We start from the raw sequence: 12,451 nt of genomic DNA on the forward strand, positions 1-12,451 counted from the left end.
CCGCGATCATTCCGCCGCGCAAGAACGCCAAGCCATGGAAACCCGACACTCCTGGCGCGATCGCGCGGAACGAGGCCCTCCGCGCGTCGAAACGCTTCGGCCGGACGATATGGCGACGATGGAGCGGCTATCACCGCCGAAGCCGCGTCGAAACAAAGATGCACTGTGTCAAACTGCTGGGTCAGCGCCTTATGGCGCGGGACTTCGACCGTCAGGTCGCGGAGTTCCAAGTTCGTGTTGCCGTCCTGAACGGCTTCACCACTCTCGGCACGCCCATTACAGAAGTCGTGGGATAAGTCTGTCCGGGGATAGGGGAACCCTCACCGTCAGACCATTTGTGCAACAGAGCCCGCTTATGGGCTTGTCGGTCCCTTCGCAACCCGCGTGAAAGCAGTCACAGAAGAAGACAACCATTTTTACCTTTTGATTCGTGAAGTGTTGATTGCAAATTTGCACAATCACCCGGCAAACATCTGTATCGAAGTTGGCCGTCAAAACACACCGCATCACATGCGCCCCAGCTTCGGCGATCTGGAGGAGGCACTGCGTATCTTGAAACAGGACGCAGCATGAGGATTCTGATTTTCATAATAGCCATATTTTTCGCGACGCTCGCGAAAGCGCAGAGCGTCGCTGTAGCATCAGGCGAGCATGAGGGTTTTTCCCGATTGGTTTTAACATTTCCAAATCCAAAGGAGTGGTCACTTTTAAGAACTGACATCGGTTATATTTTTTCGACACCAGCAAAAAGGTCTGTTGTTGATTTATCGCAAGTTTACCGTCGGCTTTCCAAAGAACGATTAAGCAGTATTTCTTCTGACGTCGAAACTGGTACGATTGAAATTGTGGTCGATTGTGCGTGTCACATCATCCCTTTCGAATTGCGACCAAGCATTGTCGTCTTAGATATCAAAGATGGGCTTGCACCCGATGATAGCATCTACGAACTGGGGGCTGACGGAATTCGTCAACAACCGTTGGTCAAACGTGATTTGTCATCGCTTGCTTTAGAAAAATCTGTGCGACCTGAGCCAATTCCTAGTGTTGCTGACTTGGGGGCTACGATTTCGAACGCTGCGCGCCTGCCTCCGGCGCCGGATATACCTTTAAGTAAAACCGTCTTGAGCAGCATTGTTTCAGTGGATCAGACGCGCGATGAATTAATCTGGCAGCTGAGTAAAGGTGCGGCGATGGGTGTTGTCGACTTTGCCAATAATTTGGATGCGACGTCGCGGGAGGCTTCGGCCGGATTGGGGATTGACAATATCCTGATTGGTGCCGAAGCTAGTGTGAGGTTAAGCCTCATGAAACGTCAGCCCGGCCAATTAACAGGCGATGGAGCTCGGTGTATTTCCAGTGACCGACTTGATGTTTTAGCTTGGGAAAGCGCGAGCAAAACCAGCATGGGCATTGCTGAAAACATAAGTAATTTGGTGGGAGAGTTTGATCGACCTAATCTGGAAAATGTTGAAAAAGCAGTAAAATTCTATTTGGCGATGGGTTTTGGTGCCGAAGCGCGTATGCTTCTTGATGCATTTCAAGATGTTCGTGGGGATGCCAGTGTATGGCGAGCGATGTCCCATATCGTGGATTTGGAGCCTGTGCGGGGCCCAGCGTTTGATGGAATGCAAACCTGCGACACTGGGGCCGCAATGTGGGCAGCTATGGCTAATGATGAATTGCCGCCGTTGCAGCAGGTGGCAATTCCCGCTGTGCTAAGGACGTTTTCTGCGTTGCCATTACACTTGCGTCGTCATTTAGGGCCAGGGTTGGCAAGCAGGTTTCTTTCGCGCGGTGACCAGACGAGCGCGCGCGCTATCAGTGATGCAATCGCCAGGGCGCCAAGCGAACCAGATGCGTCATTTAAGTTGTTAGAGGCAACCATAGATCTTGCAAGCGGCGACCAAGCTTCTGCCGAAACAATTCTCAAACCTCTCTCAGGCAGTTCGGGGGCTGTTGGCCTTCAATCGACCGTTTCTCTTATTGAAACCCAAATCACGGCTGGAGAAGAGATCAGCCAAGAGTTGACCACAACAGCAGAAGCTTTGTTGCATGAAGCGCGGGGAGGGCAGTCTGAGGCCGCTTTGGAGCGAGCGCTTAGCCTTGCTTACGCGTCCCAAAATCGATTTTCTGATGCTTTTACGCTGTTGGATAAGGCAGCGAAAGAAAGTACGCCGATTTGGGAGCTGTTGGCAAAGCAAGGTAGCGATACCGAGGTTCTCGCTCATGCAATTTTTGAAAACTCACAGAAAACGCCTGCTGTGACACATGAAATGGGAACAAAATTTGCGCGACGGCTGCTTGATCTGGGGTTTCCCGATCAAGCTATGCTTTGGCTGTCAGACATTCTTGAAAAGGAAAGCACGGCAGGTCCCGTGGGCTTATTGTTGGCCGCTGAGATTGAGTCTGCACGCGAGGATACTGCTGCTGCGCTTTCTTTTTTGGATTTGCTTGATGAGGACGAAAGCAAGGACCTTCGGGCGAAAATCCTGGCCACGATGGATGGCGAGGGGGCAGTTGAACAGCTTGCAAGCTTGGGGCAGATTGAAGCGGCGGCGCAGTCTGCAAAACGTCAAGAAAATTGGTCGCAAATGGGTGCCTTTATCGAAGGTGGTGTTTGGCAAGAAGCGGCGGGCCTTGTGACGGGTAAATCTGTGGCGGGGGCCGAACCTGAGGTGGCGGGGCAACCCGTGGCAGATGGGGGTGCTGCGGCTGATACCCCGCTTTTGAATTCCCGCCTGGCATTGAAGGAGAGTGCGGCGGCGCGTGCGGTTTTAGAGCGTTTATTAGCCACCGAAACTGGGCCATCCCCTGAGAATTGAGTTTGGTTTAGGTCGGCTGGAGAGGATGTTGATTGTTTAGAGGGCGGCGTGGGGAAGGGGTGTTGAATTATGGCTGTGGCCCCATTTTTTGGCCTGATGGGGTCTTTGCGGGGGCATTGGAGGTGTGATTTTGGATGTCGAGACTGCGGTTCGCGGCGTTGAAATCGCGCGCGATGCTTTGATTAATGCATTGAAATACAACGATATTCATTTTTTTGTTAACCAAATCTTAAGAGGTTTGCAGCGCCGTATCGCGGATGCGGTTGGTGCGATTTGGCAGGTGTTGCGCTTGGGGTGGGGGCTGCTTGGGGTGGGGTGCCGCGCGGTTCATTCGACCAAAGGACAGCGTAGGGGGGGGCATTGGGACCGTTTGCGCGGGCAAGAGTGGGGGGCTGTTTTTTCCGCAGCATGCTGCCTTGGGGGCTGTTTTTGAATGTGGCGGGGCTGTTGCTGGTTTTGCGTTGCGCCGTTTGGGTGGCCCGAACTTTGGCCGTACAGCCACCCTTATTCTTGTGCGGTGAGCCCGTTCCATCCCTTCAGACGTTCAGCGTTTCGGTGCTGGAAAAGAACATCGCTTGGCTGACGGCGGAGCGGATCTGATCTTCGGAATAGGGTTTGGTGATAAGGAAGGCGGGTTCGGGCTTGTTGCCCGTGAGCAGACGTTCGGGGAAGGCGGTGATGAAGATCACCGGGATGTCCGCGAATTGCGCCAAAATGTCGTTGACCGCGTCGATGCCCGACGATTTGTCGGCCAGCTGGATGTCGGCCAGAATAAGGTCGGGTTTGTTGGCGCGGGCTACGGCCACGGCCTCGGTCCGGGTGCGGGCGACGGCGGTGATGCGGTGACCCATTTCGCGCACGATCGCGCTGATATCCATGGCGATGATCGCTTCATCCTCGATCACCATGACGCGGCCCGCGATGGCGGATTCCATTTCGGTGGCGGCGATGGTGATAAGGTGCTGCGCCTCATCCATGTTGATTTGCATGATTTCTGCGACCTCGGTCATGGTGAAACCTTCGATCACTTTGAGTAGCAGCGCCTCACGCGAGTTGGGGGTGAGTTTGGCCATATGGGCCTGCGCGATGGCGGAAAACCGAGTGTCGGGTTCACCAAGCGGCGCGCCCGCGCTGGCCCAGACCAAATGCAGGGCGTGAAACAGACCGACGCGGGGATCTGTGGCATTGGTGAGAACGGTGCCATCCTCTAGCACCGCTTCAAGCGTGGCGGCGGCGAATTTATCGCCCGTGGTTTGGCTGCCAGTCAGCGCGCGTGCATAGCGGCGCAGGAAAGGCAGCAGGGTGCCAACGGTTGTTGCAATATCGGTGTTTGACATATGATCCCTCGTGTATCCCCTAGGAGCCGTATTTTGAATATTCTGGGAACCAAACGCGGGGGCGGTGCGTTTGGTTCCAGAGGCAAACCAAAATTTATGTGCGTGCAGATCAGCACAAATGCCCGGAAAGAAAAAGGACATATGCCAGAGCAGGACCCAAAAGCCAGATTGCGCCAACAGATCGACGACAATTTGAAGCGCGTTTATCAAGAGGCTGTTGCGGAGGATGTGCCGGACCGGTTTAAGCAATTGTTGGCGCAATTGCGGGCAAAAGATTCGGGGGATGGGAATTCGGGCCCCGGGGATTCTGGGGGGGCGCATCAGCATGACCGCAAATGACAGCCCCCGCGACCAGATTGTGCAGTTTTTGCCGCAGATGCGGGCGTTCGCGATCAGCCTGACGCGCAACGTGGCGGCTGCGGATGATTTGGTGCAAGACACGATTGTGAAGGCGTGGACGCATATTGATAAATTCACGCCCGGCACGAATATGCAGGCATGGCTGTTCACGATTTTGCGCAACACGTTTTATTCCAGCCGCCGCAAAGTAAGCCGCGAGGTGCAAGACACCGACGGGATTTTTGCGGGGCAATTGTCAGTGGGGCCGGACCATGATGGCAAGCTGGCCTTTGCCGAGTTTCGCCGCGCGTTTGACCAACTGTCGCCAGAGCATCGCGAGGTGTTGATTTTGGTGGGCGCGTCCGGGTTTACGACGGAAGAGGCGGCGCAAACGCTGGGGATTGCGCCTGGCACCGTGAAAAGCCGCACCAGCCGCGCGCGCAAGATCCTTGCGGGGTTGATGGGTTTGGCGGAGGGCGAAAGTGCGGTGATGGGTGGGTTGGATGCGTTTGCCCCCAGCGCGCCGTCTGGCCCAGACGAGGCGGCGGCGTGATGTGAGAGGTTTTGGGAACCATTCCCGGGGGGGCCGCGTTGGTATTGCATCGAGCCTGCAAGACGTGGGCCATAAGCAAGGAGAGACGCCATGAATATGGATGAATTCAAAGGCAAATGGGCGCAAGTCAAAGGGTCTGCCAAGGAAAAATGGGGCGAGTTGACCGATGATGACTTGGACCGGGTTGAAGGCAAGCGCGACCAGTTGGTCGGCAAAATTCAAGAGAAATATGGCCATGCCAAAGCGGAGGCCGAGCGTGAGGTCGACGATTGGATGAGCAAGCACTGAGCCTGTTTTGCGGCGCGTTAAGGCGCGCCGCGCCCGATGTGGCGTTGTTAAGAGTGCCGCCCCCGGCCTGCCCCCCGATTTAGATTGGGTTGTGCGGCCGGGGGTTTTTTATGTTTGGGTGGTGGGTTTGGGGGCCAGCAATGCGCCGTTCAGGACCAGCACCCAGATGAGAAACGGAATGGCGACGATGCCGCCGATTGGCCCCCAAAGCCAGATGCCGAACACCAAGGCCAAGAACACCAGCAGGGGGTTTACGGCCATGTTGCGGCCGACGAGGGTGGGGGTGATGAACTGCGCCTCTATCGCGTTGAGGGTGAGGTAGGCACCCATCGGGGCCAGTGTCATGCTGCCGTCAAACACCGCGACCCCGGCAAAGGTTAGGGCGATGGCGATGATCGCAGGTCCGAGGTAGACGACGAAGTTGAGGAGGAACGCGACCACCCCCCACAGTGCCGCGCCCGGCATCCCCAACACTTGCAGTACGGTGCCGACGCAAAAGCCAAGGGCGATGTTGATCAAGGTGATGGTGCCAAAATAGCGCGCGACATAGCGTTCGGCGTTGCGCAGTTTTAGGGCGGTTTGGGCGCGCTCGCCTGGGTTTGACAGTTTAAGGGCGGCCCAGTTGTAAATTTGCGTCCGGGTGAGCAGGAAGAAAAACAGCGCCCCGGCGAAGATGAGCGTTTGGGAGACGATGGCGGGGGCGACCATGAGGGCGTCGGTGATGGAGGGGAGGGCGACGCCCTCGTTGGCTGTGGCGTTTGGGGTGGTTGTGCTGGGGGAGACGGCGGCGGTCACGCTGTTGCCCATGTCGGACAGATCGCCGAGCATGGATTTGAGCAGGCGGATGGTGTCTTGCATGTCAAACCAAACCTTGGGGGCCTGATCGACCAATTGCGCCATCAGGGGGTAGAACACGAGGCCAAGCCCTGTGAGCAGGCCAAGGGTCACGGTGAGGCCAGTCAGCGCGCCGATCACGGGGGGAAAGCCGCGCTGTTCGCCAAAATCGGTCACGGGGGACATGACGACACCCGCCATCAGCGCAAGGGCCAGCGGGGCAAAGATGCTTTCCAGCGTGTTGAGCGCGGAAAACAATGCGATGGTGCCGATCACAATCACCGATATTTGTGCCAGTCGTTCGATGTTCATTGCGCCGGTTCCCTTTGTGCTTCGCAAGGTAACGCGGGACAGGAGTGTTGCGTTCCCGGCGAGGGGTGCGAATGTGGGGCTTTCGGCATCGTCATGGGTTTGGTCGCTGACCTTGATGGCCGGAGTGTTTTATGGGGCCCACGGCCAATTCGTTCGCCCCGGCACAAATGGGCATTTGTAGCTGCCAAACCGAGGGGGCCGGGCGCGGTTGGACCAAGAGCCATGGCATGGCTGATAGCGGCGCTGAGGGGCTGTTTGGCACAGTGGAATGGGTTTTTCATTGCCAATTGGGATTGACCCGAAGGTTTCCGGGTGGGGGTGGATTTTACCGTGCCGGGTCAGGCGATGTTTTACGGCGGCCCTGTTGCGGGTCGCCCCAATCCTGACGCGCGCAGCATCACGCAAAGGTTTTTCACCTGCGTTGAGTCTGGGAAACTTCCGCCATATGTGTAGGGTTGAACACGGCATCACATCACAGGGGGGCGAGCGGGTGAGCGCAGAGACACAAGGGCTGCGCCACGCGCGCGAGGTTGAGGGCCATTTGACATGGCTTGACAGCTTTACATCCGCCGCGCTGGGTATTTTGGCGGTGGCGTCGGGGATTTACACCTATCTGGGGGTGCGGGGGCTGTTGGATGATGGTGGCGCGCTGTCGCTGTTTGCCGCCGTTGCCTATTCCGCCGCTGTATCCACGGGGATTTTCGTGTTTTGGTCCTATTTGCTGCGGCTGCTGCCTGCGATGCGCACGGCGGCGACGCGGTTGTGGTTGGTGCTGGCGATGGTGATTGGGTCGGCGGCGATTGTGGCGATGTCATCATGGTTGAACGCGGCGGCGCTGGCGGGGTCGGCAGCGGTGGAACAGCATTTGGCGCGCACGGTGCAAGATTACCAAGTGTCGCTGGAGCGCGCGCATGAGATTACGCTGCAAGGCCAAGCGCTGGCGCTGGATGTCGGGCGCACGCGGCAAGGGTTTGAGGATTTATCAGCGCAAGAGGCGGCGGGCAGCCTGTCTGGGTTGGCGGGGCAAGGCGCGGTGTTTCGGGTTTTGACCCAGAAATCGGACGAATTGGCCGCATTGGAGGCGCTGATTTTGGCGCAAGAAGGCCCGGTTTTGGCAGCCTTTGTCGAAGGCAACGCGATATTGAGCCGGATGCGGGCGCTGACGGTGGCCCCGGGCAAGGTGGAGGACAGATCGGTCGAGTTTTCGGAGGAATCGGTGCGCCTTGCCGGGGTGATCACCACCTTGCGGCAACTGTCGGTGGCGGCGTTGGTGGACCGGGCCGCGCGGGATTTGGCGCAATCGGTGGTGTTGCCGCGATTGGACGCGGACAATGCAACCGGACAGGCAGCGCAGCAGGCGACGATAGAATCGCTGTTGGCGGTTTTGGCGCGGCGGGCAGAAACGTTGCAGGCGGCGGCGGCGGATGTTTTGGCCTTGGCCCCCGCGCCAGAGGTGATTTACACGCCGATTTCCACGGCGGATGCGGTGATACGCTATGCCAGCAATTTTGCGCCATCTTGGGCAGGGGCGATTGCGATTGATCTGTTGCCTGCCGTGTTGGTGATGATTGTCGCCGTGGCGCAAGCGGCCATTCGTGCGGGGCGCGAGCCATTGCGGTTGGAGGACCAGATGACCGTATCGGAATTGCGCGCCGCCGTTTTGGCGCTGCGCGAAATTGAAGGGGGGGAGGCGGGCAAAGCGACTGACCCCGCGCCAAACAGGCCGTTGGTGCCTGACACGCCGAAAGCGGGCACCTGATGGAGGTGCCAAAAGGGGCAGCAGTCCAAGCCCAACCATCAGAACGGCGGACGCTGCGCTGGTTGTTAGGTGGGCAAATTGCGATTGCGGTTTTGTTGGTGCTGATTGATTTGGGGCCAACGCTGCCCGGCCTGTTCACCGGGTCGGATGCGCCGGATTTGACGCAGCCAGTGCAACCGGGCGACCAGCGCCGGTTGTATGACCCGCGCCAGCCCAGCCAGCCCGGCGAAGGGATGGACCCCGACATGCCGCGCCGCCTGACCACCGCCGCCGTGACCGAAGGCGAGGCCGTGGGCATCACCTTGCGCGGGGCGATTGAACCCGGCGATGGCGCGCGGATTGCGGCGGAGCTGCGCGCCACGCCGCCTGCGTTTGTGGTGATGGACAGCCCCGGCGGCAGCGTTTCGGATGCGTTGATGATTGGCCGGGTGCTGCGCGATTTGGGGGCGGATACGCGGGTGGCCGATGGGGCGGTGTGCCTGTCTGCCTGCCCCTATATGTTTGTGGGCGGGACGGTGCGCGCGGTTGCGGATGGCGGACGTATGGGCGTGCATCAGCACAGTTTTGGCGAGGCGACCATGTTGCCCACGTTTTTGGCCGCCGAGGATATTCAGCGCGGCCAAGCCGAGGTGTTGGAGCATTTGGTGACAATGGGCGTTGATCTGCGCATTATGGGCCCGGCGCTGGCGACCCCGGCGGATGAGATTTACATTTTGACCCAAGCAGAGTTGACCGATTGGGCCGTTGTGACGCAGTAGCGCTTAGTCGGGCAGCATATCGCGCAGGGTTTGCAACTGGTCGGCATCACCCGCCAATTTGTCATCGCGGATGCGCGAGATGCGTGGAAAGCGCATGGCGACACCGGATTTGTGGCGGGGGGAGCGGTTGAGGCCTTCAAACGCCACCTCCACCACTTGGAGGGGTTTTAGGGCGCGCACGGGGCCAAAGGTTTCGGTGGTGTTGTTGCGCACAAAGCGGTCAAGGGATTTGAGTTCGGCATCGGTAAAGCCGAAATAGGCCTTGCCCACCGGGACCAGCGCGCCGTTGTCCCAGACGCCAAAGGTGAAATCGGAGTAAAAGCCGGAGCGTTTGCCATGCCCGCGCTGGGCATAAAGCAGCACGGCGTCGATCACCATCGGGTCGCGTTTCCATTTGAACCACGGGCCTTTCATGCGGCCCGCGAGGTAGGGGCTGTCGCGGCGTTTTATCATCACGCCTTCGATCACGTCACTGGGGGGGGCGCTGCGCAGGGTGGCCAGATCATCCCATGTTTGGAACGGCAGCAGGGGGGAAAGGTCGATTTGGGGATGGTTGATGGTGGCGATGGCGGCATCCAATGCGCTGCGGCGGTCGGTGTGGGGCAGGGCGCGCAGGTCTGCGCCTTGCCACACCAGCAGGTCATAGGCGCGCAGATGGGCTGGGTGGCTGTCCAGCATTTTGCGGCTGACGGTTCTGCGCCCCAGCCGTTTTTGCAAATCGCCGAATGGGGCGATGTGGTCGCCGCGTTTGACCAGCAGTTCACCGTCAATCGTGCCGTCGAAATTGAGGGCGGCCAGAAGGTCGGGGAAGGCGTTTGAGATATCTTCGCCCGTGCGGGAATAGAGTTTGCGGGTGCCGTGGTCGTTGGTGGCTTGCACGCGGATGCCGTCCCATTTCCATTCGGCGGTATAATCGGCGGCGGGCAGGGATTGCAGGGCGGCAAGGTCTGTGGCGGTGGACAGCATGACGGGGCGAAAGGGGGCGTGGGCGGCGGAGGTGGGTTTGGGACCGCCCGTGGCCCATGCGAAAAGGTCGGTGTAGGGCGGGGTGAGGCCGTGCCAGATTTCCTCTACCTCCTCCACTTGCAGGGCGCCGAATTCGGCCACGGCCATGCGGGCAAGGCGGGCGGAGAGGCCGACGCGCAGGCCGCCCGTGGCGAGTTTGAGGTAGGCGTAGCGTTCATTCGGCAGCATGGCGTCCAGCCGCATGGCGATAAGGCCGGGGAGCGCGGATTTTGGCGATTGCTGGAGTTCGGCAACCAAATCGGGCAGCGTGGTGGGGGTGTGGCTGGTTGCGGGGGGCCAGATGAGGGCGATGGTTTCGGCCAGATCACCGACGAAATCATAGCTGATTGCGAACAGGTCCGCGTCAACCTTTTGGGCGACAAGGCCGCGCAGCAGGCTGGGGGTGACGGCTTTTAGCCCCAGATCACCCGTGAGGGCGGCAAGGGCGAGGCCGCGTTCTGGGTCTGGGGTAGCCGCGAAAAACTGGGTGAGATGCGCGATTTTGCCGTTGCGTTGCGGAGTGAAGGCAAGACGTTCGAGGAGGTCGGCGAAAGCGCGCATCAGGTTTCCTCCTCCTCATACCCCAGCAGGCGCAGGGGGCGGGCGGTGCGGCCTTGCAGCGCGCACCAGCGGATGATCGCATCCTCTCGGCCGTGGGTGACCCATGTTTCGGCCGGGTTTAATTCGGTTATTGTGCGGGTTAGGTCGGGCCAATCGACATGGTCGGAAATGACCAGCGGCAGTTCAACGCCGCGCTGGCGGGCGCGGGCGCGGACCTGCATCCAACCGCTGGCAAAGCAGATCACGGGGTCGGGAAAGCGTTGCGCCCATGTTGCGGCAAAGGCGGAGGGGGGCGCGAGGACGATTTGCCCGGCAAAGTCGCGTTTTTGGCCGCGCGTTATGGTGGCTGCGCGCAGATCACCCAAGGGGATACCTTGGGTGACGTGATAATCGCACAGCTTTTGCAGCGCGCCGTGGATGTAGATGGGGGCGTCCCAGCCTGCGGCGCGCAGCAGCATGATAAGGCGCTGCGCCTTGCCAAGCGCGTAGGTGCCGATCAGATGCGCGCGGTCTGGAAAGGCGGCAACGGAGGCCAGAAGGCGGGCGATTTCATCGCCGGGGTCGGGATGGCGGAACACGGGCAGGGCAAACGTCGCCTCGGTCACCAAAATATCGCAGGGGACGGGTTCAAAAGGCGCGCAGGCGGGGTTTGGGCTGCGGGAATAATCGCCCGTGACCACGGCGGTGCCGATGGATTTATGGCTGATTGCGATTTGCGCGGAGCCGAGGATGTGGCCTGCCGGGTGGAACGATACCGCGACATCGCCGATCTGCTGCGGGCCAGCGGCGGGTTGGCGTGATTGCGTAAAATCGGCCCCATACCGAATGGCCATAATATCGAGCGTTTGGGCAGTGGCCATGACCGCGCCGTGGCCTGCGCGCGCGTGATCGGCGTGGCCATGGGTGATAAGCGCGCGCTGCACCGGGCGCGTGGGGTCGATGTAGAAATCCCCCATCGGGCAATAAAGCCCTTCGGGTCGGGTTTGCAGCAAGGTGGCGGCGGTGGTTTGGGCGGGCGTCACGGGCAAATCCTTGGGGTGGCGCGGCGGGATGCGGGCCGTTTGCAAGGGTAAGGCTGCGCGGCCCCGGGTCAAATGGTAATGCGGGTTAGGCGCTGAATGAAGGGCTGCAAAACCTGTGGCCTGCGGTTTGCAATGCGGCGCGGACGCTGCGGGCGGTTTGCAGGGCGTTGGCGTTGTCGCCATGTACGCAGATGGTGTCGATTTGGGTTGGGATACGCCGCCCGGTGTGAGAGGTGATGCACCCGGTTTGCAGCATGGCCACCATACGGTCAGCGGCGGTTTGGGGGTCGTGGATCATGGCCCCCGGCTGGCTGCGATCCAGCAAGGCGCCGCTGTCGGTATAAGCGCGGTCTGCAAACACCTCGGCCAACATGGGGGCGTTCAGGTCGCGGGCTGCCGCCTCTAACGCGGTATTTGGCATGATGACAAGGCGGATGCCGGGGTGCAAGGCCAAGGCTGCGGCATAGCAAGTGCGCGCCATATCCAGCGATTCCGCGGCCATGTTGGACAGCGCGCCGTGCAGTTTGAAATGCGCAATGGGTGCGCCGCGGGCCTGCGCCATCGCGGACAGCGCGCCGAGTTGGTATTGAATCATATTGGCAAGGCTGGGTTCAGGCAGGTGCATGCGCCGCCGCCCGAAGCCTTGCAGATCGGCAAAGCCGGGATGCGCGCCAAGGGCCACGCCGTTTTTCAAGGCAAGGTCAATGGTTTGGGCCATTGTGTCGGGGTCGCCCGCATGAAAGCCGCAAGCGATGTTGGCGGAGGTGATGACCCCCATCAAATCGGCGTCGCTGCCGATGGTCCACGGGCCAAACCCCTCGCCGATATCTGCGTTTAGGTCGATGTTTTGCATGGTGAGGC

General features: G+C 59.8%; 12 protein-coding genes and 1 pseudogene. 8 read left to right on the plus strand and 5 right to left on the minus strand.

The window, feature by feature from the left end:
- The 3 genes and pseudogenes from BMY36_RS14830 to BMY36_RS19560 form a co-directional block, all read left to right on the plus strand.
- Positions 1 to 296: transposase (locus BMY36_RS14830; protein WP_139194078.1), on the plus strand; the 296-nt coding region annotated here is incomplete at its 5' end.
- Between the two features lie 55 nt (positions 297 to 351).
- A pseudogene (locus tag BMY36_RS14835) lies at positions 352 to 573 on the plus strand (flagellar motor stator protein MotA); the annotation flags it as partial.
- Complete coding sequence (locus tag BMY36_RS19560) at positions 570 to 2,822, plus strand: tetratricopeptide repeat protein (protein ID WP_139194079.1); 2,253 nt, start codon at positions 570 to 572, stop codon at positions 2,820 to 2,822. The pseudogene BMY36_RS14835 and the gene BMY36_RS19560, both read left to right, overlap by 4 nt.
- Before the next feature lie 536 nt (positions 2,823 to 3,358).
- Here the strand turns inward: BMY36_RS19560 and BMY36_RS14850 are convergent.
- A complete protein-coding gene (locus BMY36_RS14850) occupies positions 3,359 to 4,159 on the minus strand; it encodes a response regulator (RefSeq protein WP_050520555.1) in 801 nt (266 codons plus the stop codon).
- Positions 4,160 to 4,300: 141 nt separating this feature from the next.
- Between BMY36_RS14850 and BMY36_RS14855 the strand changes: the two genes are divergently transcribed.
- The 3 genes from BMY36_RS14855 (at position 4,301) to BMY36_RS14865 (ending at position 5,339) form a co-directional block, all read left to right on the plus strand.
- The gene (locus tag BMY36_RS14855; protein WP_050520579.1) at positions 4,301 to 4,498 is read left to right on the plus strand and encodes a NepR family anti-sigma factor; all 198 of its coding nucleotides are present in this window, start codon (positions 4,301 to 4,303) and stop codon (positions 4,496 to 4,498) included.
- Entirely contained in the window at positions 4,443 to 5,051 is a 609-nt protein-coding gene (locus BMY36_RS14860; protein WP_231579751.1) for an RNA polymerase sigma factor, read from the plus strand. Before BMY36_RS14855 ends, BMY36_RS14860 begins: the two co-directional genes overlap by 56 nt.
- A gap of 90 nt (positions 5,052 to 5,141) precedes the next feature.
- A complete protein-coding gene (locus BMY36_RS14865; RefSeq protein ID WP_050520557.1) occupies positions 5,142 to 5,339 on the plus strand; it encodes a CsbD family protein in 198 nt (65 codons plus the stop codon).
- A 108-nt stretch (positions 5,340 to 5,447) separates the two neighbouring features.
- On the opposite strand, the gene BMY36_RS14870 is transcribed toward BMY36_RS14865, so the two are convergent.
- Complete coding sequence (locus tag BMY36_RS14870; protein WP_050520558.1) at positions 5,448 to 6,485, minus strand: AI-2E family transporter; 1,038 nt, start codon at positions 6,483 to 6,485, stop codon at positions 5,448 to 5,450.
- 445 nt (positions 6,486 to 6,930) lie between these two features.
- On the opposite strand from BMY36_RS14870, the gene BMY36_RS14875 reads away from it, so the two are divergent.
- Positions 6,931 to 8,244, plus strand: coding sequence for a hypothetical protein (locus BMY36_RS14875; RefSeq protein WP_074818849.1), 1,314 nt, complete (start codon positions 6,931 to 6,933; stop codon positions 8,242 to 8,244).
- Positions 8,244 to 9,002 (plus strand): COG3904 family protein, encoded by a 759-nt coding sequence (locus BMY36_RS14880; RefSeq protein ID WP_050520559.1) that lies wholly within the window; start codon positions 8,244 to 8,246, stop codon positions 9,000 to 9,002. The genes BMY36_RS14875 and BMY36_RS14880 overlap by 1 nt, the downstream gene beginning before the upstream one ends.
- Positions 9,003 to 9,005: 3 nt before the next feature.
- Here the strand turns inward: BMY36_RS14880 and BMY36_RS14885 are convergent, their stop codons facing one another.
- The 3 genes from BMY36_RS14885 to BMY36_RS14895 all read right to left on the minus strand — a co-directional run bounded on the left by BMY36_RS14885 (position 9,006) and on the right by BMY36_RS14895 (position 12,443).
- A complete protein-coding gene (locus tag BMY36_RS14885) occupies positions 9,006 to 10,568 on the minus strand; it encodes a cisplatin damage response ATP-dependent DNA ligase (RefSeq protein WP_050520560.1) in 1,563 nt (520 codons plus the stop codon).
- Positions 10,568 to 11,590: a ligase-associated DNA damage response exonuclease gene (locus BMY36_RS14890; protein WP_414811688.1), complete on the minus strand. Its 1,023-nt coding sequence runs from the start codon at positions 11,588 to 11,590 to the stop codon at positions 10,568 to 10,570. The genes BMY36_RS14885 and BMY36_RS14890 overlap by 1 nt, the downstream gene beginning before the upstream one ends.
- Positions 11,591 to 11,675: 85 nt before the next feature.
- Positions 11,676 to 12,443, minus strand: a complete 768-nt coding sequence (locus BMY36_RS14895) for a LamB/YcsF family protein (protein ID WP_050520561.1) — start codon at positions 12,441 to 12,443, stop codon at positions 11,676 to 11,678.
- Positions 12,444 to 12,451 lie beyond the last annotated feature (8 nt).

Origin of the sequence: Pseudorhodobacter antarcticus (genome assembly GCF_900110135.1) — a bacterium.
GTDB classification, from domain to species: Bacteria; Pseudomonadota; Alphaproteobacteria; order Rhodobacterales; family Rhodobacteraceae; genus Pseudorhodobacter; species Pseudorhodobacter antarcticus.